This is a genomic window from Cellulosimicrobium sp. 22598 (genome assembly GCF_052044445.1).
GTDB lineage: Bacteria > Actinomycetota > Actinomycetes > Actinomycetales > Cellulomonadaceae > Cellulosimicrobium > Cellulosimicrobium cellulans_G.
This window is the reverse complement of record NZ_JBQEMZ010000005.1, coordinates 235155-260550: the sequence shown is the minus strand read 5'-3', so window position 1 is coordinate 260550 and position 25396 is coordinate 235155. Positions and strand designations below refer to the sequence as shown.

Here is a 25396-nt window from a genome sequence, read left to right as displayed (position 1 = left end):
TTCTGGTCGTCAGCCACGGTCGACCTCCTTGTCGTGCGGTGTGTCTCGGGGGGCACCGGTGCCCGGCGAGCGGGACGCCCCGGGCGAGCCCGCGTCGTCGGGCACGAGGGCGCGGCGGCGGGGCGAGGGCGGGAGCGACTGGCCCGGCAGCGGCGGGACGGGGAACCCGCCCGCGAACGCGTCGAACGGCTCGGGCCCGGTCCCCGCGGCGCGGGGCGTCGCTCCGGGTGGGGCCTTCTTCTCGGGCCAGAACCAGACGACCACCACGACCACCAGGGCCAGCGCGACGGCGATGCCGACGAAGACGCGGAGGTCGACGTCGAGGAACTGGCGCACGGCCTGGGCGACGGCGAGCAGCACGAGCCACGCGAGGGCGAACGGGATGAGGACCTTCCAGCCGAACCGCATGAACTGGTCGTAGCGCAGGCGCAGCAGCGTGCCGCGGACCCACACGAAGAAGAACATGACGGCCCAGACCTTGACGAGGAACCAGAGGATGGGCCACCAGCCCTCGTTGAACATCCCGTCGTTGATCGCCGAGAGCGGCCACGGGGCACGCCACCCGCCGAGGAACAGCGTCGTCGCGACGGCGGAGACGTTGAGCATGTTGATGTACTCCGCGAGGAAGAACCACGCGAACTTCATCGACGAGTACTCGGTCATGTACCCGGACACGAGCTCGCCCTCGGCCTCGGGGAGGTCGAACGGCAGGCGGTTCGTCTCGCCGACCATGGAGATGACGTAGATGACGAACGCGGGCAGGAGCGGGAGGAACCACCAGAGCTGCGTCTGCGAGTCGACGATGCGCGAGGTCGACATCGACCCCGCCATGAGGAAGACGGAGACGAGCGAGAGGCCCATCGCGAGCTCGTAGCTGATGACCTGGGCCGTCGAGCGGACCGACCCGAGCAGCGGGTACGTCGAGCCGGACGACCAGCCGCCGAGCACGATCCCGTACACGCCGAGCGACGCGCACGCGAGGATGTAGAGCGTCGCGACCGGGAAGTCGGTGAGCTGGGCGGGCGTCACGTAGTCCGTGAACGGGATCTGCACCTCGGGCCCGAACGGGATGACCGCGAACACGAGCAGCGCGCAGAACACGGAGATCATCGGGGCGAGCAGGTAGACGAACTTGTCCGCCGCCTTGACGGTGATGTCCTCCTTGAGCAGGAGTTTCATCGCGTCGGCGAGCGACTGGAGCAGGCCGAACGGGCCGTGCCAGTTGGGGCCCGGGCGCACCTGCATGCGCGCGACGACCTTGCGCTCGAACCAGATCGCGAACAGCACGCTCGTCAGCAGGAACACGAGGATGAGGACGGCCTTGACGAGGTAGGTCCAGCCGTTGTCCTGCGAGAAGTTCGCCGTGATCCCGGGCACGCCCGGGGTCTCGGCAGCGAGTGCGTGGACGAGCCTCATGCGCCCTCCCCTCCGTCGGTGCTCCCGGGGCCGAGCCGGACGACGTCGCCCGGCACGGCGCCGAGCGCCGCGTGCACGGACGATCCCGGCGACCGCAGCGGCAGCCACACCACGTGGTCGACCATGTCGGTCACCACCACCGGGAGCGTGACCGCGCCCCGGTCCGTCGAGACGCGCACGAGGTCGCCGTCGAACACGTCGACCGCGGCGGCCGTCGTCGCGGACAGCCGCGCGACCGGCCGCTTCGCCGTCCCCGCGAGGTAGCGCTCGCCGTCCTGGCCGCGCGCGTCGTCGAGCAGGAGGCGCCAGCTCGCGAGGACCGCGGTCCCGGGTGCGACGGCGGGCGGCTCGGTGGTCTCGACGTCCGGCGCGGCGGCGCGCTCGCCGTCCCACGCGCCGTCGCCCACGAGCTGGTCCAGCTCGGCGCGCACCGCGTCCACGGTGCCGAGGCCGAGGCTGACGCCCGCGGCGTCGGCGAGCGCGTCGAGCACGCGGTGGTCCGTCATCGCCGTCGAGGCGAGCGCCGCCGGGAACTGGCGCACGCGGCCTTCCCAGCTCACGAACGCCCCCTCGCGCTCGACGGGCGGCGCCACGGGGAGCACGACGTCCGCCAGCTCGGTCACCGCCGAACGCCGCACCTCGAGCGAGACGACGACGTCCGCCGCCTCGAGCGCGCGGCGCGCGTGCGCCGGGTCGGGCAGGTCGTCGAGCTCGAGGCCGCCGACGAGCACGCCCGCGAGCTGGCCGACGGACAGGGCGTCGAGCATCTCCCCCACGTCGCGGCCCGCGGTCGCGGGGAGCCCGGTCGGCTGGTCGTCCGTGGCGGCCACGCCCCAGACCGTCGCGACGTCGACACGGGCCGCGGCGTCGGCGACCGGGCGTCCGCCCGGCAGGAGGTTCGGCAGGGTGCCGGCCTCGACGCCGCCGCGCTCGCCGGCGCGCCGCGGGACCCACGCGAGGCGTGCGCCCGTCGCGGCGACCGCGCGCAGCAGCGCGCTGTACCCGCCGCGCGTCGCGGCGAGCCGCTCGCCGACGAGGATCACGGCGCCCGGCGCCCGGAGCGCGTCGCTGACCTCGGCGAGGAGGTCGGTGCCCTCGGCCTCGTCGAGCGTGCGGACCTGGTCGCCCGCGGCGATGCCGTCGAGCCACTCCGCCTCGGTGCCCGGCGCGGCGGGGAGGAGCGTGCCGTGCATGCGCTGCACGCCGCGCGACGCGAACGGCGCGACGGAGAACACCCGCACCCCGTGCCGCACGGCGCCCTTGCGCAGGCGCAGGAACGTCACGCCCGCCTCCTCCTCGGCCTCCAGGCCGACGAGGAGGACCGCGGGCGCCTTCTCGAGGTCGGTGAAGGTCACGCCGCCGGCGTGGCCGACGGCCCGGCCCGCGACGGCGTGCGCCAGGAACTCCGCCTCCTCGGCGCTGTGGGCGCGGGCGCGGTGGTCGACGTCGTTCGTGCGCAGCCACGTGCGCGCGAGCTTCGCGTACGCGTAGGCGTCCTCGAGGGTGAGCCGGCCGCCCGGCAGGACGGCGACGCCCCCGGCGTCGCGAGCCCGCGTCAGGGCGTCGGCCGCGACCTCGAGCGCCTCCGCCCAGGAGGCGGGGCGCAGCTCGCCGCGCGTCACCGACCCGTCCGGGGCGACCTCGCGGTCGCGCACGAGGGGGTGCGTCAGGCGGTCCGGCGCGGACTGCCACGTGAACGCGAAGCGGTCGCGGTCAGTGATCCACTCCTCGTTCACCAGCGGGTCCTCGCCCGCGAGGCGGCGCAGCACGACGCCGCGGCGGTGGTCGACGCGGATCGCCGACCCCGACGAGTCGTGCTCGGAGACCCCGGGGGTCGAGACCAGGTCGAACGGGCGCGAGCGGAACCGGTACGCCGCGCCCGTGAGCGCGCCCACCGGGCAGATCTGCACGGTGTTGCCCGAGAAGTACGACGCGAACGGCAGCCCCGACTCGTCCTCGAGCGCGAGCCCGACCGGGCGGTCTCCCGGCGCCTGACCCGCGGGCGGCGCGAAGTCCAGCACCGCCTCGTCGAACCGGCCGATCTGCTGCGCGGCGCCGCGCTTCTGGAGGTCGATGAACGCGTCGCCCGCGATCTCCTGGGAGAAGCGCGTGCACCGCTGGCACAGCACGCAGCGCTCGCGGTCGAGCAGGATCGTCGTCGAGACCGCGATCGGCTTGGGGAACGTGCGCTTGACGTCCACGAACCGGCTCGTCGCGCGACCGTTGCTCATCGCCTGGTTCTGCAGCGGGCACTCGCCGCCCTTGTCGCACACCGGGCAGTCGAGCGGGTGATTGATGAGCAGCAGCTCCATGATCCCGTGCTGCGCCTTGTCGGCGACCGGGCTCGTGCGCTGCGTCTTGACCACCATGCCGGGAGTCGCCTCGAGCGTGCACGACGCCTGGGGCTTCGGCATGGGCCGGACGTTGCCCTCGCGGTCCGGCGTCGCCACCTCGACGAGGCACTGGCGGCACGCGCCCGCCGGCTCCAGCAGGGGGTGGTCGCAGAACCGCGGGATCTGGATCCCGATCTGCTCGGCCGCGCGGATCACGAGCGTGCCCTTCGGCACCGACATCTCGACGTCGTCGATCGTGAACGTCACGTGGTCCGCGGGGACCGGGGGCTTGGCCGCGCCACCCGTGGGAGCGGCGGCGGAGCCGGTGCCCGGGGCGGGGGTCGTGGTCGTCATCAGTGCACTCCTGCCGTCAGGACGCGGGCCGGGCGGGGCGTGTAGTCGAAGAGGGCCGATGCGGCGGGGTCGAACGGGCAGCGGTGCTCCGTGATGTGCGCCTCGTACTCGTCGCGGAACAGCTCGATGCTGCTCGTGACGGGCGACGTGGCGCCGTCGCCGAGCGCGCAGAACGCGCGGCCCAGGATGTTGTCGCACGTGTCGAGGAGCAGGTCGAGGTCGGACTCCGTGCCCTGGCCCGCCTCGATGCGCGCCAGCACCTGCTTCATCCAGTACGTGCCCTCGCGGCACGGCGTGCACTTGCCGCACGACTCGTGCGCGTAGAAGTCCGTCCACCGGCTCACGGCCCGCACGACGCACGTCGTCTCGTCGAAGAGCTGGAGCGCGCGCGTGCCGAGCATCGAGCCCGCCGCCGCGACCGACTCGTAGTCGAGGGGGGTGTCGAGGTGGGCGTCGGTGAACAGCGGCGTCGACGAGCCGCCCGGCGTCCAGAACTTCAGCGCCTTGCCGCCCCGCATCCCGCCCGCGAGGTCGAGCAGCTCGCGCAGCGTCGTGCCGAGCGGCGCCTCGTACTGCCCGGGACGCGTCACGTGGCCCGAGAGCGAGAACAGGCCGAACCCGGCCGACCGCTCCGTGCCCATCGACGTGAACCAGTCGGCGCCGCGCGCCACGATCGACGGCACGCTCGCGATGGACTCCACGTTGTTGACGACGGTCGGGCGCGCGTACAGGCCCGCGACCGCCGGGAACGGCGGCTTGAGCCGCGGCTGCCCGCGACGCCCCTCGAGCGAGTCCAGCAGCGCCGTCTCCTCGCCGCAGATGTACGCGCCCGCACCGGCGTGGACCGTGACGTCCAGGTCGAAGCCCGAGCCCTGGACGTTCTTGCCCAGGAACCCGGCCTCGTACGCCTCCTCGACCGCGCGCAGCAGGCGGCGGTACACGTGCAGCACCTCGCCGCGCACGTAGATGAACGCGTGGTGGCACCCGATCGCGTACGACGTGATCGCGACGCCCTCCACGAGCGCCTGCGGGCTCGCGAGCATCAGCGGGATGTCCTTGCACGTCCCCGGCTCGGACTCGTCCGCGTTGACGACCAGGTACCGCGGGCCGCCGTCGGGCGCGGGCAGGAAGCCCCACTTCATGCCCGTCGGGAAGCCCGCGCCGCCGCGGCCGCGCAGGCCCGACGCCTTGACCGTCGCGACGACGTCCGCCGGGTCCTGGGCGAGCGCCGCGCGCAGCCCCGCGTACCCGCCGCGGTCCACGTACGACGCCAGCGTCCAGGACCGGTCCGCGTCCCACGTGTCCGACAGGACGGGGGTCAGCGGGTCCGGTGCCGGCCGGGCCACGGTGCCCTGCTGCTCGCTCATGCGTCCGCTCCCTTCGACGGGTCGGGCTGGGTGCCGGGAGACTCGGCCTTGCCGCCGGGGTCGACGTCGGCGCCGGTCGTCGGCGTCCGCTCGGCGCTCGACTGCTCGCCGCCCGTCACGGGCCTCTCGGGAGCCGGCTCGCCAGCCGAGGTAGAGCCCTGGTCCGACGAGGTAGAGGCCTGGTCGGTGCCGGGGGCGGTCCAGCCCTGCTCGCGCGCGAGGCGGAGGCCGGCGAGGGTGGGCTCGCCGGCACCGACGCCCTCGTCGGCGCGGCCGTCGGGGAAGCCCGCGAGGACGCGGCTCATCTGCTTGAAGGTGCACACGCTCGCGGCGCCCCGGGTCGGGGCGACGGGCTCGCCCGCGCGGAGGCGGTCGACGACGTCGGTCGCCGACCCGGGTGTCTGGTTGTCGAAGAACTCCCAGTTGACCATCATGACCGGCGCGTAGTCGCAGGCCGCGTTGCACTCGACGCGCTCGAGCGTGATCGCGCCGTCCTCCGTCGTCTCGTCGTGGCCGACGCCGAGGTGGTCGGAGAGCTCGTCGAAGATCGCGTCGCCGCCCATGATCGCGCACAGCGTGTTGGTGCAGACCCCCACGGTGTACGTCCCGTTGGGGTGGCGCTTGTACTGCGTGTAGAACGTCGCGACGGCGGAGACCTCGGCTGCGGTGAGCCCGAGCTGCTCCGCGCAGAACAGGATGCCGTCGCGCGAGACGTAGCCGTCCTCGGACTGCACGAGGTGCAGCATGGGGAGCAGCGCCGAGCGCGACTCGGGGTAGCGCGCGACGATCTGCGCGGCGTCGGCGGCGAGGCGCGCCGTCGTCTCCGCGTCGTACCCGGGGCGCGAGGCGCCCGCGGGCGTGCCGTTCGTCGCAGGTCCGGCGTCGATGGTCATCGGTCCACCCCTCCCAGCACGGGGTCCAGGGAGGCGACGGCGACCACGACGTCGGCCACCTGGCCGCCCTCGCACATCGCCGCCACGGCCTGGAGGTTGTTGAACGACGGGTCGCGGAAGTGCGCCCGGTAGGGGCGCGTGCCGCCGTCGGACACGAGGTGCACCCCGAGCTCGCCGCGCGGGTGCTCCACGGTCTGCCACGCCTGCCCGACCGGGACGCGGAAGCCCTCGGTGACGAGCTTGAAGTGGTGGATCAGGGCCTCCATGGAGGTGCCCATGATCTCCTTGATGTGGTCGAGCGAGTTGCCCTGGCCGTCGCTCCCGATCGCGAGCTGCGCGGGCCACGCGATCTTGCGGTCGCCCACCATCACGGGCTGCCCGGCCGTCTGCTCGAGGCGCTCGAGGCACTGCGCGACGATGTGCAGCGACTGGTAGCACTCCTCGAGCCGCAGCACGACGCGGTCGTAGCAGTCGGCGCCCGTCGCGGTGGGGACGTCGAAGTCATACGTCTCGTAGCCGCAGTACGGGTCGGACTTGCGCACGTCGTACGGGTGGCCCGTGGAGCGCAGCACCGGCCCGGTGACGCCGAGCGCCATGCAGCCCGCGAGGTTGAGGTGCCCCACGCCGACGAGCCGGCCCTTGAAGATCGGGTTGGCCAGCATGAGGTCGCCGAGCTGGCCGAGGTACCGGCGGATGAGCGGGTCGGCCTTGCGGACCTGCTCGACGAGGTCCGGCGGCACGTCCTGCGCGACGCCGCCGGGGCGGACGTACGCGTTGTTCATGCGCAGGCCCGTGACCGCCTCGAAGATCCGCAGGATCTCCTCGCGCGCGGTGAACGCGATGGTCATGACGGTCGTCGCGCCCATCTCGTTGCCGCCGGTGCCGAGGCACACGAGGTGGGACGCGATGCGGTTGAGCTCCATCATGAGCACGCGGATGACGCTCGCGCGCTCGGGCACGTCGTCCGTGATGCCGAGCAGCTTCTCGACCGCGAGGCAGTACGCCGTCTCCTGGAACAGGGGCGCGAGGTAGTCCATGCGGGTGCAGAACGTGACGCCCTGCGTCCACGTCCGGTACTCCATGTTCTTCTCGATGCCGGTGTGCAGGTAGCCGATGCCGCAGCGCGCCTCGGTGACCGTCTCGCCGTCGATCTCGAGCATGAGGCGGAGCACGCCGTGCGTCGACGGGTGCTGCGGCCCCATGTTGACGACGATGCGCTCCTCGCCGAGCGCGGCCGCCGCGACGGCGCTCTCGGCGATGTCCGCCCAGTCGCCGCCCGACGCCTCGAAGCTCGGGACGCCCTGGTCGAAGTCGCCGACGGGCGGGCGGGTCGAGTGCGGGGCGGCGCCGGGGGCGCCGGTGGTGTGCGTGCTCACGAGTACGACCTCCTCGTGTCGGGCGGGGGCACGGTCGCGCCCTTGTACTCGACGGGGATCCCGCCGAGCGGGTAGTCCTTGCGCTGCGGGTGGCCCGGCCAGTCGTCGGGCATCTCGATGCGCGCGAGCGACGGGTGGCCGTCGAAGACGATCCCGAAGAAGTCCCACGTCTCGCGCTCGTGCCAGTCGTTCGTCGGGTAGACGGACGTCGTGGTCGGCACGTGCGGGTCGGCGTCGGGCACCGACACCTCGAGGCGCAGCCGACGCCCGTGCGTGATCGACGTGAGGTGGTAGACGGCGTGCAGCTCGCGGCCGACGTCGTGCGGGAAGTGCACGCCGCTCACGCCCAGGCTCAGCTCGAACCGCAGGTCCTGGTCGTCGCGCAGCGCGCGGCACACCTCGACGAGGTGGTCGCGGTGCACGTGGATCGTCAGCTCGGCGTGCGCGCCGGGCGGGTCCACCACGACGCGCTCCACCGCCGCCTCGAACCGCGTGCCGCCCTCTGCGAGCACCTCGGCGAGGACGTCGACGACCTCGTCGAACCAGCCCCCGTACGGTCGCGGGCTCGCGCCGGGCATCGCGACGGGCTGGACGAGCCCGCCGTACCCCGACGTGTCGCCCGAGCCGTGGACGCCGAACATGCCCTCGCGCACCTCGACGACCTCGAGCGTGCGCGGCGCGCCCGCCCCGGTCACCAGGTCGCCCGACCGCGGTCCGGAGACCTCCTCGGGCTGCGGCACGGGCGTGCCGCCGCCCGTCTTCTCGTCCGTCACCGCAGCAGCCCCTTCATCTGGAACGTGGGCGTCGCCTCGAGCGCGGCCGCCTCGGCGGCGCGTGCCGCCTCCTTGCGGTTCACGCCGAGCGGCTCGTGCTGGATCTGGTCGTGCAGCGCGAGGATCGCGTTGATGAGCATCTCCGGACGCGGCGGGCAGCCCGGCAGGTAGATGTCCACCGGCACGATGTGGTCGACGCCCTGCACGATCGCGTAGTTGTTGAACATGCCGCCGCTGGACGCGCACACGCCCATCGACAGCACCCACTTGGGCTCGCTCATCTGGTCGTAGACCTGCCGCACGACCGGCGCCATCTTCTGGCTCACGCGCCCGGCCACGATCATGAGGTCCGCCTGGCGCGGGGAGGCCCGGAAGACCTCCATGCCGAAGCGCGACAGGTCGAACCGCGAGGCGCCGGCGGCCATCATCTCGATCGCGCAGCACGCCAGTCCGAACGTCACGGGCCAGAGCGACGCCTTGCGGAGGTACCCCGCGAGGTCCTCGATCGTGGTCAGCAAGAAGCCCGAGGGAGCTTCCTCGATCCCCATGGTGTTCTCCTAGTTCTCTCGCCGGTGCCCGCTGGCGCGGACGGTCGGTCGCCCGCTCAGTCCCACTCGAGACCACCCCGGCGCCACTCGTAGACGAACGGGACGGTGATGAGCGCGAGGAACGCGAGCATCGCGACGAGGCCGAAGGTCGCGAGCGTCGCGAAGTCGACCGCCCACGGGTAGAGGAAGACGACCTCGATGTCGAAGACGATGAACGTCATGGCGACGAGGTAGTACTTGATCGGGAAGCGCCCGCCGCCGATCGCGTGGGGCGTGGGCTCGATGCCGCACTCGTAGGCGTCGAGCTTGGCGCGGTTGTAGCGCTTGGGGCCGATGACCGCGCTCGCGGCCACGCCGCCGAGAGCCAGCACGGCGGCCACGCCCATGAGGACGAGAAGCGGAACGTACGGGTTGGTCATCGCGTACTCCTCGAGTGGGGGCTCGGGACGGGAACGCCCGGGCGGTGCCCGGGAAGACCTGTGGGTGGTGCGAGCGCCCGCGTCGTTGCGGGCCCACCTCGGGGGCTCATGACGAGGGCACCACCCTCGTCAGCCCCGCGATCACGCGGTCGACCCAGTCGCCGCCGCGGGGCTCGTAGCAGTCGGACAGGAGCTTGAGGACGAACCGCATGACGACCGGGCGCGGGAGCCCGTAGCGCGTGCAGATCCGCATGATCTCGGGGTGCTCGATGAGCTTCACGAAGAACCGGCCGAGCGTGTAGTAGCCACCGAGCTCGCGGCGCATGATCCGCGGGTACGTCTGGAGCGCGCGCTCGCGACCGCCGTCGGTGAGCCGTACGCGCGACTGGGCGACGACGTCGGCCGCCGCCCGCCCGGCCTGCATCGCGTAGGCGATCCCCTCGCCGTTGAAGGGGCTCACCATGCCGCCCGAGTCCCCGACGAGCAGCACGCCGCGCGTGTACAGCGGCGTGCGGTTGAAGCCCATGGGCAGCGCAGCGCCGCGCACCGGGGCGAGCCGGTTCTCCTCCGTGAACTCCCACTCGGCGGGCGCGTTGCGCATCCAGGTGGCGAAGAGGTCCTTGTAGTCGACGTTCGCGGCGGACTGGCGCGCCGGCGTCGAGCTCACGGAGCCGAGCCCGACGTTCGCCGTCCCGTCGCCGAGCGAGAAGATCCAGCCGTAGCCGGGCAGCAGGTTGGACTCGCGCGGCGTGCCGTCCCACAGCTCGAGGTGGGACTCCATCCACGGGTCGTCGTGGCGGGGGGTGCGGAAGTACGTGCGGACGGCGACGCCGATCGGGCGGTCCTCGCGCCGCGCGAGGCCGAGCGCGAGCGCGAAGCGCGACGAGACGCCGTCGGCCGCGATGACGACGGGCGCGCGGTAGGTGACCTCGTCGCCCGCGCGCCGGCCCTTGTCGTCCACGGGGCGGGCGGTGACGCCGACGACGCGGCCGGTGCGCTCGTCGAGCACGGGGCCGGTGACCGCGGTGCGCTCCAGGAGCTTGGCCCCCGTGCGCTGCGCGTGCTCGGCGAGGGTCCGGTCGAACGAGTGGCGCGCGCGGGCCATGCCGTAGCTGGGGTACGACGCGAGGTCGGGCCACGCGAGCTCCCACGAGCGGCCGCTCGCGACGACGCGCAGGCCCTGGTTCCGGATCCAGCCGTCCTCGGCGCGGGTCGGCACGCCCATGCGCACGAGCTCGGCGACCGCGCGCGGCGTCAGGCCGTCGCCGCAGATCTTGTCGCGCGGGAACGACGACTTCTCCAGCAGAAGGACGCTCAGCCCGGCGGCGGCGCAGTAGTGGGCCGCCGCGGAGCCGGCCGGGCCCGCGCCCACGACGATGACGTCGGCGTCGTCGAGCCTCGCGCCCACCGTGCTCACCTCACCGTCCGGTCGTCGGGACACACCTCGTGGTGGTCCACCGTGACCCGGGTCGGGACACGGCGCACCCACGGTCCTTGTGAAGTCGGTCACAATGGACATCGCCACTCTAGTCACTCCCGACGCGGGATGTGTAGCAAGGCGACCCTTCCCTGGGAGATCCTGTGACGAAGGTCCTCCCGCGCGACGACTCCCGACCCTGTGGATCGGGACCGGCGGGCAAGGGGGCCGGAGCGGACATGGCCTAGCCTCCCCGCGCCGCCGCGGGACGCACGGCGGGCGGCGGGCGCGCGTCGCCGCAGGTCAACGACCGTCGGACGACGCCGCCCGGGCCCGCCCGATCCGAGCGAGCGCCAGGCCGGCCCCGGCCGCGAGCGCCGCGGCGGTCGCGAGCCACCACGTGTCGGCCCCGGTGCGCGCCAGCCCGGGGCCGGTCGACGGCGGCTCCCCCGGGGCGGGCGCCGGGCCGGTGCCCGGGACGCCCACGAGGTGCACCGTCTCCAGCACGCCGGCGACCGAGCGGCGCGTGGACGACGGCGCGTCCGCCGACATCGCGACGCTCACCTCCACCCGGCCCACCTCCCCGGGATCGAGGACGGGCCCCTCCCAGGTCGCGGCGAGCGGCGCCGCGCCGTCCAGCCGCACGTCGAGCCACGCGCCGAGCCCGGTCCGCACGACGGCCGGGTCGACGTCGGCCGCGAGGTCCACGAGGACGCGCGCCGCCGTCGGGCCGTCGTTGCGGACCCACAGGTCGCGCGCGACGATCGCTCCCGGCACGACGAGCGCGTCCGGACCGAACAGGGACGCCGGGAGGCCTGTCGCCCACGTCGCGCCGTCGGCGCTCAGCCGGAGCGCGTCCTCCTCCCCCGACGCCGCGACCGCGCCGGTGCCCACCGAGGTGCCCGACGTCGCCCCCACCGAGGCGCCCGCCGTCGCCCCTACCGCCGCCTGGCCCGGCCCGGCGAGCACGACCGCGAGCAGCACGCCGGCGAGCGCACGGAGCGGGCCTCGGCCCGCGCCGCGGCTCACGGGACCACCGCCGGGGTCCGGCGGCGCCGCGCGCGCTCGCGCAGTCCCGCCGCGACCTGCCAGGCGCCCCACCCGAGGAGCCCGGCGGCGGCCAGGACGGCGACGGTGCGGCGCGTGTCCCCCGACACCGCGGAGCTCACCCACCCGAGCAGCGGGACCGCGTAGACGACCGACCCGCGGACCTGCACGGGGCGGACGGGCTCCGGGTCGGGTGCGGCGTTGGCGTCGCCCTGCGTCGTGAGCACCCGCTCGTCGTCGGCCCCCACCCCGACGCCGACGACCCGGTGGGTGACGACCTCCGGCCGGCCCGACACGAGCTGGTACGTGACCACGTCCCCCGGCGCGACGCGCGCGACGTCGACCGGCCGGACGACGACCATCGCCCCGGGCGCGTACGTCGGCCGCATGGACCCGGTGAGCACCGTGTACGGCGTCGCCCCCAGCACGAGCGGCACGACGACCCCCACGAGCGCGAGCGCGACGGCGCACCCGAGCGCGAGCACGCCGAGCGCCCGGGCGAGCGGCCCGTGCCGCCGCGTCGTGCCGCGCTCGCGGTGCCGCCCGCCGCGGGGCCGCTCAGCCACAGGAGACCCCCGAGAGCCCGGTGCCCGCGAGGAGCGCGCCGCGGACCGCGACCGCGTTGCTCGGGACCGAGACCCATCCCGACGCGTGGACGGACTGGACGCTGACCTGCAGGATCGTGCCGCCCAGCAGCAGGTCGAGGATCGACTGGAGGAGCCCGCCGAGCAGCGACTCGGTGATGACGAGCTGCGTCGCCGTGGTCTCGGTGGTCGTGGACTGCCCGCCTCCCGCGATCGTCACGCGGTAGCGGGCCGGAGCGGGCGTCGGCGCGGTCCACCGCACGGTCGCGCTCCGCGCGAGGTTGGTGCCCGTCGTCATGCACGTCGTCCCGGTCGGGGCGGGGATCGTCCCCGCCGACGCCGTCGTCCAGAGCGACCCGCTCGCCGTCCACCACGCGACGGCCGGGCCGCCGACGAGCGCGAGCGCCACGGCCAGCGCGGCGACCACCCGGAGCCGGGCGCCGCGCGTCACGACGGCCTGCTCTCGAGCGTGACCGTCACCGCGACCTGGGCGCTCTGGCCCTGCCAGTCGCTCGGGCTCCCCGCGGGCAGCGTGTAGCGGACGCACACCTGCGTCGTCGCGCCGCGCGCGTACGTCTGCGGACTGAGTGCCCCGGCGGGCAGGGCCGTCCCCGTGCACGTCGCCCCGGGGTAGAACGCGACGGTGGGCCGCACGGTCCCCTCGTAGGCCACCGCGAGCCGGTAGCGCCACGTGCCGTCGCCCGTGTGGGTGACGGCGACCACTCCGTCGCGGGACTGGCCCGGCAGCATCGCCGTGAGGTCGGGGAACGTCTGCCACGACGTCTCGACGCCGAACGAGCCCGACCGCACGTCCGCACCGCTCACGGGCTGCGACGCCGACCACGTCGCCCACGCCGCACCCGCGGAGAGCGGCAGCGCGGCGAGCGCGAGCACGACCAGGGCGCGCACGGCACCGCGCCGCCCGTGCGCGACGCGTCCGCCCGCGCCGCCCGGACCGGGTCGGGCGCGACGACGTGCGACCCGGGCGCGGCGGCGGGACAGGTCGACCCCCACCGCGGTCCTCTCAGAGGTGCTGCTCGAGCGTGAACGTCAGGCTCGAGAGGTTCACCACGGAGCTCGTCGCGACCTGGTCGGCGGTGGCCGCGTCGAACGTCAGCGTGACGTCGGCGTCGACCGCCGGGTAGGCGGCCGTCGACGGCGCGACCTCGTACGTCCCGTCACCGTTGGCGGTGGCCCACGCCGGCGGCCCGTCGAGCACGAACGCCACGTCGAGCGCGTCGACGAGCGCCTGGTCGCCCGTGAGGCCGTCCGTGCCGCTCACGGCGAGGGTCGCCTGCAGCGAGTCGCCGATCGCGGTCACCGTGATCGGCTGGCTGAGCGCCAGCACGTCGCCCGGGACGATGCGGACGGCCGTGACGTCCGCGACCGCGGTCCCGTTGAGCGTCCAGGCGGCCGTCCCCAGCGCGAGGTCGAGGTCGCCGGAGCTGATGTCCCCCGCCTCGGCGACGGCCTGCGAGTCGGACCACAGCGCGTAGGTCCCGGCCCCTCCGAGGAGGAGCAGCGCACCCGCCCCGATCGCCAGCGCACCCTTGGTCAGACGTTCCATGTCGTGCCCCCGTCATGCCGCGCGCGGGCCCCCTTCGGCCGCGCTCGTCCCTCGACGGTAGGCCGGACGGCGCGGACCGGCATGGGGAGCCGCCGCTCGGGACGGGTGAATTCGGCGTCGCCGGGACCGCTCCGGCGACGGCGTCAGGCGGGGCGCGTGCCCCGGTGGAGCGCGACGATCCCGCCGGAGAGGTTGCGGTAGGCGACCTTCTCCCAGCCCGCACGGAGCAGGAGCCGGCCGAGACCGACCTGGTCGGGCCAGGCGGCGATGGACTCCGCGAGGTACTCGTACGAGCCGCCCTCGCGCGTCACCGCGGCGGCGATGCGCGGCAGCGCCTGCACCAGGTACTCCTGGTACACGACGCGGAACGGTGCCCACGTCGGGGTCGAGAACTCGCAGATCACGACCCGCCCGCCGGGCCGCACGACGCGCAGCATCTCGCGCAGCGCCGCCTCGGTGTCGACGACGTTGCGCAGGCCGAACGAGATCGTCACGGCGTCGAACGTGCCGTCCGCGAACGGCAGGCGCGTCGCGTCACCGGCGACGAACGGCAGGTCGGGCCGCCGCTCCTTGCCCACCTGGAGCATGCCGAGCGAGAAGTCGCAGGGCACGACGCGCACCCCGTCGTCGGCGAACGGCTCGGACGACGTCCCGGTCCCCGCCGCGAGGTCGAGGACCTTCTCCCCCGGCAGCGCGCCGACCGCGCGCACCGTCGCCCGGCGCCAGGCACGGTCCTGGCCGAACGACATGATGTCGTTCGTCAGGTCGTAGCGCGAGGCGATCCCGTCGAACATCGACGCGACCTCGGAGGGCTTCTTGTCCAGGTTGGCGCGGGGCATGCGGCCCATGCTTCCACGTCCCCGCACCGCAGGGCGCACCCGCGCGCGCGGCTTACGCTGGGAGGCGATGACTGCAGAACCGTCGGCCACGGCCGCACAGCCCCGACCCCGGCCGAGCATCGTCGTGCGGACCACCCGGATCCCCGACCTGCCCGGCGGCCTGGACGCCCTCGTCGACCTCCTGCCCGACGCGCGACCGCTCGCCTGGGTGCGTCGTGGCGACGGGATCGTGGGCTGGGGCGAGGCGCTGCGGCTCGAGACGTGGGGACCGGGCCGGTTCGCCGACGCCGAGGCCGCGTGGCACGAGACGCTCGCGCGCGCCGTCGTGCGCGACGAGGTGGGGCTGCCCGGGACGGGTCCGGTCGCGTTCGGGTCGTTCGCGTTCGACGACTCCGCCCCCGGCGACGACGCCCACGACCCGGTCCGCGCGGGCGGCGTGCTCGTCGTGCCGCGCGTCGTCGTCGGCCGGCGCGACGGCCACGCGTGGCTCACGACCGTCGACACCGCGGGCTCCCTGTCGTCCTCCCCGACGGACGCGCTGCGCCGCACGCCGCGCGCTCCCGTCACCGCGCCCGGCGCCGTGGCGTGGCACGACGGCGCGCTGCGGGCCGACGACTGGGCCGCCGTCGTCGCGGAGGGCGTCGAGCGCATCCGGTCGGGCGCGCTCGAGAAGGTCGTGCTGGCGCGGGACGTCGTCGCGCACACGGCCGAGCCCGTCGACCCGCGCTGGCTGCTCGCACGGCTCGCGACGTCGTACGAGGCGTGCTGGACGTTCTCCGTCGACGGCCTCGTGGGCGCGACGCCCGAGCTCCTGGTCCGCAGCGAGAAGGGTCTCGTCACCTCGCGCGTGCTCGCGGGGACGATCCGCCGCGGCGGGCTGTCCGACGACGAGGCGCTCCTGCGGGCGGCCCAGCTCGCCCGGTCGTCGAAGGACCTGGAGGAGCACGAGTACGCCGTGCGGTCGGTCGCGCAGGCCCTCGCCCCGTTCTGCTCGTCGATGAACGTCCCCGACGCGCCGTTCGTGCTGCACCTGCCGAACGTCATGCACCTCGCGTCGGACGTGACCGCGGTCCTCGCGCGCGGGGCGAGCGCGCCGGGCTCGCTGTCGGCCGGCACCGGTCCCGGGCCGACGAGTCTCGCGCTCGCCGCGGCGCTGCACCCGTCCGCGGCCGTGTGCGGCACGCCGACGAGCGTCGCGCGCGACCTCATCCGCGAGATCGAGGGCATGGACCGCGGCCGGTACGCCGGGCCCGTCGGGTGGCTCGGCGCGGACGGCGACGGCGAGTGGGGCATCGCGCTGCGCTCGGCCGAGCTCTCGGCGACGGACCCCCGGTCGGTGCGGCTGTTCGCCGGCTGCGGGATCGTCGCGGCCTCCGACCCGGCGGCCGAGGTCGCCGAGTCCGAGGCGAAGCTCGAGCCGATGCGCTACGCGCTCGGCGGGGCCTGACGACCGCGGCGCGCCGTCCGCCTCGTCCGGGCGGTCGTGCCTGCGTGCCTGCGTGCCTGCGTGCGGAACGTCACCCCCGCCGACTTTCGACCGCCACCCGGACGACCGGGCCCGGCGCCCGCGGCGCTGCTAGGTTTCGGGAGGTGTCCGACTCCTCCCAGTTTTCCCGTCCTCGTCCCACCGCCCCGTCCGGCGTGCTCGTCCGCCGGGCCGTCGTCGCCGACCGCGACGCCGTGTGGCCGCTCGTCCTGGAGCTGCCTCGCCACGACCCCGAGCGGGAGGCGTTCGAGCGGTCCTTCGGCCCGCTGCTCGCCGCGCTCGACACGTACTTCGCGGTCGCGGAGCTGCCCGACCAGGGCGTCGTGGGGTACCTGCTCGCGAACCGGCACCTGACCTTCGCGTCCAGCGGCGTCGTCTGCCGGGTCGAGGAGGTCGCGGTCCTCCCGCAGCACCGCCGCCAGGGCATCGGCCGCCACCTGCTCGAGAGCGCCGAGGAGTGGGCCGCCGAGGTCGGGGCACGCCGCGTCGGGCTCGCGACCGGGCTCTCCAAGGAGTTCTACGTCTCCGGCGGCTACGCCGAGACCGCCGGCTTCTTCACCAAGCGCGTGGAGGCACCGGCGGCGCCGACCGCGGCGGGCGGCGACGCACCGTGGGCGCCGAGCGCCGCCACCGACTGAGCAGTCCGGACCGACGACGAGCGGCCGGCACGGGGATCCGTGCCGGCCGCTCGGTGCGGTGCCCGGTCCGCGGGGGGACGTCCGTGGTCCGGTCACCCGCCCGTCGCGGTCAGAGGTCGCGACGGGACGTGGCGCGGGGTACGGGTCGCGCGTGCCGGCACGACGACCCGCCCCCGCAGATCGTGGGCGCCCCTCGCGGGGTGCCCGTCAGGGTCAGCCCTGGCCGCCGAAGAACCAGTCGAACGGGTTGGGCACGTTGCCCGGGTCCGTCGGGTCGGTCTGCTGACCCTGGTCACCGCCCTGCTCGCCACCCTGGTCGCCCTGGCCGGGGAGCTGCCCCTGACCGTCCTGGCCGGGAAGCTGCCCCTGGCCGCCCTGCGACCCCTGGCCGGTGGTCTCGTCGTCCGCGGGACGCGTCGCGAGCGTGACGTCGAGATCGAGCGTCTTGCCGTCGCGCACCACCGTCAGCGTGGACTTCGCGCCCGCGGCGCGCTCGCGCACGAACGCGGTGAGCGACTCGGCGCCGCCGACGGCGTGGTCGTCGATCGCGACGATCACGTCGCCGGACCGGATGCCGGCGTCGGCCGCGGGCGACCCGTCGGTGACCTCCTGGACCTCGGCGCCGCGACGCGTGACGCCGTCCGCGGTCGCGGTCGCGTCCGCGAGCGTCACGCCGAGGAACGCGTGCTCGGCGGTGCCGTTCTCGATGAGCTGCTCGCTGATCGACTTCGCGAGGTTCACCGGGATGGCGAACCCGAGGCCGATCGAGCCGGACTGGGTCCCGCCGCCCGACAGCGTGGCGATCGACGACGTGATGCCGATGACGCGACCCTGCGCGTCGAACAGCGGGCCGCCGGAGTTGCCGGGGTTGATCGCGGCGTCGATCTGGATGGCGTTCGTCACGACGGACGTGCCGCCGTCCTCGCCCGACGCGGAGACCGGCCGGTCGACGGCCGACACGATGCCCGTCGTCGCGGTGTTCGCGAGGCCGAGCGGGTTGCCCACCGCGAGGACCGACTCGCCGACGCTCACGTCGTCGGAGTCGCCGAGCGTCGCGGGCTGCAGGTCGTCGGGCGCGTCGACGAGCTGCACGACGGCGAGGTCCGTCGCCGGGTCGAGCCCGACGATCTTCGCCTCGAAGAGCCGGCCGTCGCTGAGCGTCACCTGGACGGTGTCGTTCTCCGCCCCGGACACGACGTGGTTGTTCGTGAGCACGTGGCCCTTGTCGTCGATGATGACGCCCGACCCCTCGGCGCCGCCCTGCGAGGTCTGCACCTGGATCGCGACGACCGACGGCGCGACGGCCTTCGTCACGGACTCCCAGTTCGGGTTCTGCGAGGACGAGTCGGAGACGGGCGCGGCCGTGCTCTCCTGGCGCTGGCCGACGTCGGCGAGCGACGCGGAGTCCTGGTCGGCGCCGAACGCGCCCGTGAGGCCGGCGGTGCCGACGCTCGCGAGGACCGCGGCCGCGGCGGCGGCGCTCACGACCGGCACCCAGGTGCGCCGACGCCTCGGGGCGTCCGCCGCGCCCTGCGCGGTCGGGACCGGCGGCGCGGGCGGCGGCCCGAAGCTGCCGGACGGCGCGTGCGGCCCGGGCTGCGTGGGACGCGCGTACGGGTTGGGCATCGCCGTCGCTGCGGTGTGCGCCGTCGGGGCCGGCTGCGGCGTGGTGAGGTGCTGCACGTGCTGCGGCGCCTCGAGCGGCTGCGTCGGGTGCGCGGTCGGGTGCGCCGCGGTCGGCGGGAGCGGCTGCGTCGTGGCGACCGGGGCGAGCGGCTGCGTCGGCGCCCCGGTGTGCGTCTCGGCAGCGACCGACGCGGCACGCTCGGCGGCGGCGGGCGTCGTGGCGGCGGGCGTGGCGGCCGGCGTCGACGCGGGCGCGTCGGGGGCCGGCGTGGTGGGGGTGGGCTCCGTGCCCGGGGTGTTCGTCATGGTGGGCCTCCTCGGTTCTGCCCACTACTTCACACCGCCGCGCTTGAACGAGGCTTGAACGAGCCTGGGAGTTCGCTGCGAGTTCTGGGCGCCGTCGTCAGCGGCCCGCCGCGAGCGCCGCGCGGACGGCGTCGCGCACCCGCTCGCCCAGGCGCAGGCCGGCCTCTCGCCGGTCCGCCCGCGACACGTGCACCTCCAGCACCTGGACGCCGTGGCTCGGGGCCGCGAGCGCGTGCCGCAGCGAGGGGACGTCCTGCACGAGCTGGTGGTCCACGCCGTACCCCGCGCAGAGCTGGGCGAGGTTCGCGCCGTGCGGCGTCGCGAACACCCGCTCGAACGTGCGCCCCGCCACCGCGGACGTCTCCCCCAGGGCGCCCGGCTCGAGGCCCGCGAAGATCGAGCCGCCGTCGTCGTTCACCACGACGAGCCGCAGGTCGACGTGCGGCTCGTGCGGACCGCGCAGCAGCCCGCCCGCGTCGTGGAGGAACGTGAGGTCGCCGAGCAGCGCGCGCGTGCGGCGGTGCGGCCGGGCGGTGGCGACCGCCGCGCCGAGCGCGGTCGACACGGTGCCGTCGATCCCGGCGAGGCCGCGGTTCGCCAGGACGCGCGGGGCGTCCGCGTCGAGGCCGAGCACGAGGGCGAGGTCCCGCACCGGGTTGGACGACCCGACCACGAGCAGGTCGTCCGGCCCGCACGCGCCGACCACGGCGCGCGCCACGCTCGGGCCGTCGGTCAGCGACCCGTCGGTCGCCGCGGCGACGACCTCGACGGCCGCCGCCGACGCCGCGCGCCAGCGCGCGAGCCAGCCCGTGTCGGTCGCGTGGTCCGACGCCGGTCCGGGCACGGGCCCGGACGGGTCCGGGGCGTCCGGGCGCGGGTCGAGCCACCGCTCGGGCACCGCCGTCAGGACCGTCGACGCGTTGCGCGCGGCGTCGGGCCACGGGCCGGCGCCCGGTGCGACGACGCTCACCTCGACGTCGGGCCGCCCGAGCAGGCGCTGCACGGGCCGCGAGAGCGTCGGCCGGCCGAGCACGACGACGTGCTCCACGCCGTCCACGAGCTCGTCGACCCCGAGCACGAGCGCGTGCGCGGCGACCAGGTTCGGGCCGCCCGCCGCCCCCGACGACGGCTCCGCGAGCAGCGGCCAGCCGCGCGCCTCGGCGAGGACGCGCGCGGCCCGGCCCGCGCCGTCGCCCGCGACGACGACGGTCCGCCCGCCGGGGACCGGCACGGCGACGGGAGCGACGCCGGGGAGAGCGGCGTCACCGCCCGGCTGCGGCTCCGCCGGCTCGGGCGGCGCCGCGGCCGGCAGCACGACGGCCGCGCGGACGCCGCGCGGGTCCGTGGCGGGCGCGTCGGAGCCGGGCGCCGCGTCGGGGACGAGGGGCTCGCGGTAGGCGAGGTCGAGGTGCACCGGGCCGGGGTGCCCCGAGCGGGCGCCGACCGCCTCGGCGAGCGCACGCGTCGCGACGGCGAGGAGGTCGCGCACCTCGCCCGGGCGTCCGTCGGGCGCGGGGACGTCCGCGGCGAACCGCACGGCCGGTCCGAAGATCCCGGCCTGGTGCGTCGTCTGGTTGGCGCCCGTGCCGCGCAGCTCGTGCGGCCGGTCGGCGGTGAGGAGCACGAGCGGGACGCCCGTGTGGTGCGCCTCGAGCACCGCGGGGTGGAGGTTCGCGACGGCCGTCCCGGACGTGGTGACGACCGCGACGGGCCGGGGCAGCGGGACGCCCCCGCGAGCGACCGGCCCGGCGCCGCGCGACAGGCCGAGCGCGAGGAAGCCGGCCGCGCGCTCGTCGACGCGCACGTGCAGCGTGAGGCGCCCGAGGCCGGACGCCGCCGCGAGGGCGTAGGCGAGCGGCGCGCTGCGCGACCCGGGCGCGAGGACGACGTCGGCGACGCCCTCGTGCAGCAGCCGGTGCACGAGCACGAACGCGCTGCGCACCGCCGGCGGCTGGGCGTCCAGGCCGTCGAGCAGAGCGTCGAGGTGCGCGCCGCCGGGCGGGGCGCCGGCGCCCGGGCCGGGCGTGCCCACGGGCGCGGTCACCGGGCACCCCCCGCGAGCAGCGGGCCGGCGACGCGGTCGAGCCGCTCGCGCCAGCGGCGGTCCGTCTCGTCGTCGGGCGCGGTGGCCGCGAGCGCCGCGGCGGCGGGCTCGGGGCGGACGACGGGCAGGGCGCCGTCGACGGGGACGAGCGGGTGGTCCACGACGTCGGCCGCGAAGAGGTTCACCGTCGCGAGGCCGCACGCGTACGGGAGCTCGGGGAGCGCGGCGGCGAGCGCGACGCCCGCGGCGATGCCCACGGACGACTCGAGCGCGGACGACACGACGACGGGGATCCCGACCTGGTCGGCGAGGTCGAGGCACGCGCGCACGCCGCCGAGGGGCTGGACCTTGAGGACGACGACGTCCGCCGCGTCGGCGCGGACCACGGCGAGCGGGTCCTCGGCGCGGCGGACCGACTCGTCCGCGGCCACGGGCACGGCCCTGTCGCCCGGCTGCCCGCGCCGGACGGCCGCCAGCCCGGCGACGTCCGCGCACGGCTGCTCGACGTACTCGAGCCCGCCGGCGGCCCGGTCGAGGAGCGGCAGGCGCCGCAGGGCCTCCTCGGCGTCCCACGCACCGTTGGCGTCGACCCGGACCCGCCCGCCCGGGCCGAGCGCGTCGCGCACGGCCTCGAGGCGCGCGACCTCCGCGGCCACGAGCTCGAGCGTCCCGTCGGGTCCGCGCTGGGCGACCTTGACCTTCGCGGTGCGGCACCCGCCGGACGCGGCGACGAGCTCGCGCGCACGGTCCGGCCCGACGGCGGGGACCGTGACGTTGACGGGCACGCGGTCGCGGACGGCGGCGGGCCAGCCCTGGTCGGCCGCCTCGCGGGCGGCCCGCAGCCAGGCGGACGACTCGGCGTCGTCGTAGTCCCAGAACGGCGAGAACTCCCCCCACCCCGCCTCCCCGCGCAGCAGCACGCCGTCGCGGGCGTCGAGCCCGCGGAACCGCGTGGTCAGAGGGGTCCGGTAGACGACGGTCTCGAGGCGGTCGGGCACGCCCTCCAGGCTAGGCCACCGCACGCTCCCCCACGTCGCCGGGCGTCGGCTCGCCGCTCAGGCGTTCACGAGCACCGCGACCACGAGCGCGACGATCACCGCGTTGAACGCGAACGCCACGACGGCGTGCGTCGTGACCATCCGGCGCGTCCCCGTGTCGAGCACGGTGACGTCGGCGGTGGAGAACGTGGTGCTCACGCCCGCCGCGAGGTACACGTAGTCGGCGAAGGCCCGCGGTCCCTGCCCCGGGAACGCGAACCCGCCGTCGCCCGCCGCGACGTCGCGCCGGGCGTAGTGCACGGAGTAGGAGACGAGGACCGTCACCCACGACACGACGATCACCGCGACGCCGAGCACCGTGATCGCGGGGACGGCGGCCCACGCGACCCCTTGGGCGAGCACGAACCCGACGAGCAGGGCCATGAGCGCGAACTGGACCGACCACGCCGCCGAGCCCCCGCCGAGGAGCCACGTGCCCACCCGGCCCCGGCCGTCGGGGTGCGCCGCGACGAGCGCCTGCTCGAGCGCGGGCCCGCGACGCCCGGCGAACGCCACGCACGTGAGCACGCAGTACAGCCCCGACAGCACCACCCACACGAGGAGGCCGGCCGCGACGGGCGCGGTGCCGTCGTCGAGCCCGAGCGGACGGACCGCGAGGACGACCGCGAGGGGTCCCAGCACGAGCGCGACGCCGGTCGACGTGAGCGAGCGGACGCTCTCCGGGACCAGGCGGTCGCGCAGGGCGGGTCGGGTGGACGCGGGTCGACGGCTCATGGCCCGCGAGGCTATCGCGACCGTCCGGCGCGGTGCCCGACCCGTCGTCGGCCGGTCGTCAGCTCGCGCGCGACCGGGCCACGAGCTCGCGGACGCGCTGCAGGGCGAGGTCGCGCACGTCGTGCCCCTCGCTCAGCGCGCTCACCGCGGCGCCGTCCACCACGGCGATGAGCAGCGCGGGCGGCACGCTCGCGAGCCCGCGCACCGCGAGGAGCTGGGCGACGGCGTCGTCGAGCCCCTGCCGGCCCTCGCCGTAGGCACGCGCGAGCGCGGGGTAGCGGCCCGCGCCCACGAGGTGCTCGTAGAAGCCGCGCAGCTCGCTCTCCCCGCCGGGCGGCAGGACCGCGTCGACGAGCACGTGCGCGTCCTCGCGCGCCTGGTCCCCGCCCCGCGCGGCCCGCTCGGCGGCTCCTCGCGCGTGGTCCGCCCACCCGGAGACGACGACCTCGCCGGCCGCCCCGATGAGGTCGTCGAGCCCGGTGAAGTAGTACGTCGTGGCGGCGAGCGGGACGTCGGCCCGGGACGCGACGGCGCGGTGGGTCACCGCGGCGGGGCCCTCCTGGAGGATGAGGTCCGCGGCGGCGCGGACGATCGCGTCGCGGCGCGCGACCCCGCGCGCCTGTCGACGCGGTGCGGGTCGCGGGTCGACGGTCTCGGTCGGCATCGGTGTCAGTGCCCTCCCCCGGAGAGGTTGAGCCCCACGACCCCCGCGACGATCAGCACGAGGGAGATCACCTTGAGGATCGTGACGGGCTCGTCGAACAGGACGACGGCGAGGATAGCGGTCAGCGAGGCACCGATCCCCACCCAGACACCGTAGGCCACGCCGACGGGCAGGGACTTCAGGGCGATGCTCAGGCCGACCATGCTCAGGACGAGCATGACGACGAACGCGACGCTCGGCCACAGCCGGGTGAAGCCGTGCGACGCCTTGAGGCTGAGAGCCCAGCCGGCCTCGAGCATGCCGGAGAGGATGAGGACGATCCATGCCATGGGGAGACTCCCTCGGGTCGGCGCACCGGGTGGCAGGGCCCGCCGTCGCGCGCAGAACTGGTACTAACGTACCAGTTACTCAGGACCCGTCAAGACCGCCGCCCGGAGCACGCGCGCGACGCGCTCGACGTCGCCGTCGCGCACGCGCGCGGTCCCGACCACCACCCCCGCCTCGTGGCGGTCCACCCCCGTCCCGCTCAGCGGCTCGGCGGGCACCCCCGCCGCGTGCAGCCCCGCGACCGCGGCGCGCTCGGCGGCCGGCCCGGGGAGCGGGACGACGAGATGGAGCCCGGCGGCGACCCCGCCCACCTCGACCCCGGGCAGGGCGTGCGCGAGCGCGTCGAGCAGCAGGCGCCGCCGCCGCTGGTACACGAGCCGGGCCCGGCGCAGGTGGCGCTGGTAGGCGCCCGAGCCGAGCAGCGCCGCGAGCGCCGCCTGCTCGGGCACGGACGTCCCGAGGTCCGCGTGCCGCTTCGCCTCCACCAGGGGCCCGACGACGCGCGGCGGCGCCACGACCCAGCCGAGCCGCAGCGCGGGCGAGAGGAGCTTGGACACGGAGCCGAGCAGCACGACGCGCTCCGGGTCCAGGGCCCGCACCGAGGCGACCGGCTCCCGGTCGTAGCGCAGCTCGGCGTCGTAGTCGTCCTCGAGCACGAGGCGGTCGCCCGCCGCGGCCCAGGCGACGAGGGCGCGCCGTCGCGCGGGGCCGAGCACGACCCCGCGCGGGAACTGGTGGGCGGGCGTCACGAGGACGGCGCGCGCGTCGTCGGGCAGCAGGTCCGCGCGCAGACCCTCCGTGTCCACCGGCACGCCGACGGTGTTCAGGCCGGCGTCGCGCAGCAGCTCGAGCGCCCCGCGCGACGACGGGTCCTCGACCGCCACGCGCACGGGCCCCGCCGGTCGCGCGCCCGCGACCCGCCCCGCGACGAGCAGCCGGGCGAGGAGGGAGAGCGCCTGCGCGACCCCGCTCACCACGACCACGTCCTCCGCCGCGACGTGGGCGCCGCGCGCTCGGCGCAGGTGGACCGCGAGCGCCTCGCGCAGCGCCGGCAGCCCCTGCGGGTCCGGGTAGCCCAGGTCGGCGTCGGCCAGTCCCCGCATCCCGTCGCGCACGGCGCGCGCCCACGCGGCGCGGGGGAAGAGCGCAGGGTCGGGCGTCCCGACGCTCGCCGGCCGCGCCGCCCCTGACGCCCGCCGGGGTCCGGGGTCCGCGCCGGGCACCGCACCGGCCGGGCCCGCCGCCGTCCCCGGACGGCCCGACGGCGGCGCGGGCAGCGCCGCGACGACCACCCCCGACCGGGGCCGGGACACGAGCAGCCCTTCGCCGACGAGCACGTCGACGGCGGTGGTCACGGTGCCGCGCGAGAGGCCGAGCACCGCCGCCGCGTCGCGGCTCGACGGGAGCACCGCGCCCGCCTCGAGGCGCCCGTCCACCACGGCCGCGCGCAGACCGGCCTGCAGCCACCGGCCGACGTCGCGCCCGGGGGGCGGGCCGAGGGCGAGCAGCAGCGCGTCGGGCTCGATCCGGGTCACCATCTGGCCCAGTGAACCAGGCAGGATCTGGACCTGCACCCTGGTCCAGGGGCGTCCCTACGGTC

General features: G+C 75.7%; 24 protein-coding genes. 2 read left to right on the top strand and 22 right to left on the bottom strand.

Translation table 11 applies throughout. The features are described 5' to 3' along the window. Window positions 1-9: 9 nt before the first annotated feature. From nuoH to ACTJIY_RS07765, 15 genes are all read right to left on the bottom strand, one after another. On the bottom strand, window positions 10-1416 hold the full coding sequence (gene nuoH, locus ACTJIY_RS07835; protein WP_353707766.1) for an NADH-quinone oxidoreductase subunit NuoH: 1407 nt from the start codon (window positions 1414-1416) through the stop codon (window positions 10-12). After that, entirely contained in the window at window positions 1413-4103 is a 2691-nt protein-coding gene (locus tag ACTJIY_RS07830) for an NADH-quinone oxidoreductase subunit G (RefSeq protein ID WP_440674749.1), read from the bottom strand. Before ACTJIY_RS07830 ends, nuoH begins: the two co-directional genes overlap by 4 nt. Further along, entirely contained in the window at window positions 4103-5470 is a 1368-nt protein-coding gene (nuoF, locus tag ACTJIY_RS07825; protein WP_440674748.1) for an NADH-quinone oxidoreductase subunit NuoF, read from the bottom strand. Before nuoF ends, ACTJIY_RS07830 begins: the two co-directional genes overlap by 1 nt. Next, window positions 5467-6363, bottom strand: coding sequence for an NADH-quinone oxidoreductase subunit NuoE (gene nuoE, locus ACTJIY_RS07820; RefSeq protein WP_440674747.1), 897 nt, complete (start codon window positions 6361-6363; stop codon window positions 5467-5469). Before nuoE ends, nuoF begins: the two co-directional genes overlap by 4 nt. Beyond that, entirely contained in the window at window positions 6360-7739 is a 1380-nt protein-coding gene (locus tag ACTJIY_RS07815) for an NADH-quinone oxidoreductase subunit D (protein WP_374615299.1), read from the bottom strand. The genes nuoE and ACTJIY_RS07815 overlap by 4 nt, the downstream gene beginning before the upstream one ends. Beyond that, complete coding sequence (locus ACTJIY_RS07810; RefSeq protein WP_253055134.1) at window positions 7736-8437, bottom strand: NADH-quinone oxidoreductase subunit C; 702 nt, start codon at window positions 8435-8437, stop codon at window positions 7736-7738. The genes ACTJIY_RS07815 and ACTJIY_RS07810 overlap by 4 nt, the downstream gene beginning before the upstream one ends. A gap of 71 nt (window positions 8438-8508) precedes the next feature. Further along, window positions 8509-9060 carry a NuoB/complex I 20 kDa subunit family protein gene (locus ACTJIY_RS07805; RefSeq protein ID WP_047234408.1) on the bottom strand — a complete coding sequence of 184 codons (552 nt, stop codon included), beginning with the start codon at window positions 9058-9060 and terminating at the stop codon, window positions 8509-8511. A 56-nt stretch (window positions 9061-9116) separates the two neighbouring features. After that, complete coding sequence (locus ACTJIY_RS07800) at window positions 9117-9479, bottom strand: NADH-quinone oxidoreductase subunit A (RefSeq protein ID WP_047234407.1); 363 nt, start codon at window positions 9477-9479, stop codon at window positions 9117-9119. A gap of 106 nt (window positions 9480-9585) precedes the next feature. Beyond that, a complete protein-coding gene (locus ACTJIY_RS07795; RefSeq protein WP_440674746.1) occupies window positions 9586-10887 on the bottom strand; it encodes a geranylgeranyl reductase family protein in 1302 nt (433 codons plus the stop codon). A gap of 312 nt (window positions 10888-11199) precedes the next feature. Next, the gene (locus ACTJIY_RS07790) at window positions 11200-11925 is read right to left on the bottom strand and encodes a hypothetical protein (protein WP_440674745.1); all 726 of its coding nucleotides are present in this window, start codon (window positions 11923-11925) and stop codon (window positions 11200-11202) included. Next, entirely contained in the window at window positions 11922-12509 is a 588-nt protein-coding gene (locus ACTJIY_RS07785) for a signal peptidase I (protein WP_440674744.1), read from the bottom strand. Before ACTJIY_RS07785 ends, ACTJIY_RS07790 begins: the two co-directional genes overlap by 4 nt. Further along, a complete protein-coding gene (locus ACTJIY_RS07780; RefSeq protein ID WP_440674742.1) occupies window positions 12502-12978 on the bottom strand; it encodes a hypothetical protein in 477 nt (158 codons plus the stop codon). Before ACTJIY_RS07780 ends, ACTJIY_RS07785 begins: the two co-directional genes overlap by 8 nt. Continuing rightward, entirely contained in the window at window positions 12975-13541 is a 567-nt protein-coding gene (locus ACTJIY_RS07775) for a hypothetical protein (protein ID WP_253055072.1), read from the bottom strand. Before ACTJIY_RS07775 ends, ACTJIY_RS07780 begins: the two co-directional genes overlap by 4 nt. A 10-nt stretch (window positions 13542-13551) precedes the next feature. Beyond that, window positions 13552-14094, bottom strand: coding sequence for an alternate-type signal peptide domain-containing protein (locus ACTJIY_RS07770; protein ID WP_253055071.1), 543 nt, complete (start codon window positions 14092-14094; stop codon window positions 13552-13554). A gap of 143 nt (window positions 14095-14237) precedes the next feature. Continuing rightward, complete coding sequence (locus tag ACTJIY_RS07765; RefSeq protein ID WP_253055070.1) at window positions 14238-14933, bottom strand: demethylmenaquinone methyltransferase; 696 nt, start codon at window positions 14931-14933, stop codon at window positions 14238-14240. A 67-nt stretch (window positions 14934-15000) separates the two neighbouring features. Between ACTJIY_RS07765 and ACTJIY_RS07760 the strand changes: the two genes are divergently transcribed. Together ACTJIY_RS07760 and ACTJIY_RS07755 are read left to right on the top strand one after the other, a co-directional pair. Next, window positions 15001-16380: an isochorismate synthase gene (locus ACTJIY_RS07760; RefSeq protein ID WP_253055069.1), complete on the top strand. Its 1380-nt coding sequence runs from the start codon at window positions 15001-15003 to the stop codon at window positions 16378-16380. A gap of 143 nt (window positions 16381-16523) precedes the next feature. Continuing rightward, on the top strand, window positions 16524-17057 hold the full coding sequence (locus tag ACTJIY_RS07755) for a GNAT family N-acetyltransferase (protein ID WP_439159036.1): 534 nt from the start codon (window positions 16524-16526) through the stop codon (window positions 17055-17057). A gap of 213 nt (window positions 17058-17270) precedes the next feature. Here ACTJIY_RS07755 and ACTJIY_RS07750 read toward each other — a convergent pair whose 3' ends face one another. The 7 genes from ACTJIY_RS07750 to pdxR all read right to left on the bottom strand — a co-directional run bounded on the left by ACTJIY_RS07750 (window position 17271) and on the right by pdxR (window position 25334). Next, window positions 17271-18989 carry a S1C family serine protease gene (locus tag ACTJIY_RS07750; protein ID WP_440674741.1) on the bottom strand — a complete coding sequence of 573 codons (1719 nt, stop codon included), beginning with the start codon at window positions 18987-18989 and terminating at the stop codon, window positions 17271-17273. Between the two features lie 97 nt (window positions 18990-19086). Continuing rightward, entirely contained in the window at window positions 19087-21033 is a 1947-nt protein-coding gene (menD, locus tag ACTJIY_RS07745; protein WP_440674740.1) for a 2-succinyl-5-enolpyruvyl-6-hydroxy-3-cyclohexene-1-carboxylic-acid synthase, read from the bottom strand. Beyond that, window positions 21030-22031 (bottom strand): o-succinylbenzoate synthase, encoded by a 1002-nt coding sequence (locus tag ACTJIY_RS07740; protein ID WP_440674739.1) that lies wholly within the window; start codon window positions 22029-22031, stop codon window positions 21030-21032. The genes menD and ACTJIY_RS07740 overlap by 4 nt, the downstream gene beginning before the upstream one ends. A gap of 57 nt (window positions 22032-22088) precedes the next feature. Further along, window positions 22089-22805, bottom strand: a complete 717-nt coding sequence (locus ACTJIY_RS07735; RefSeq protein WP_439159039.1) for a DUF1345 domain-containing protein — start codon at window positions 22803-22805, stop codon at window positions 22089-22091. Window positions 22806-22863: 58 nt separating this feature from the next. Further along, window positions 22864-23469 (bottom strand): TetR/AcrR family transcriptional regulator, encoded by a 606-nt coding sequence (locus tag ACTJIY_RS07730; protein ID WP_440674738.1) that lies wholly within the window; start codon window positions 23467-23469, stop codon window positions 22864-22866. 5 nt (window positions 23470-23474) lie between these two features. Next, the gene (locus tag ACTJIY_RS07725) at window positions 23475-23798 is read right to left on the bottom strand and encodes a DMT family transporter (protein WP_253055063.1); all 324 of its coding nucleotides are present in this window, start codon (window positions 23796-23798) and stop codon (window positions 23475-23477) included. Window positions 23799-23873: 75 nt separating this feature from the next. After that, the gene (gene pdxR / locus ACTJIY_RS07720; protein ID WP_440674737.1) at window positions 23874-25334 is read right to left on the bottom strand and encodes a MocR-like pyridoxine biosynthesis transcription factor PdxR; all 1461 of its coding nucleotides are present in this window, start codon (window positions 25332-25334) and stop codon (window positions 23874-23876) included. Window positions 25335-25396: the final 62 nt, after the last annotated feature.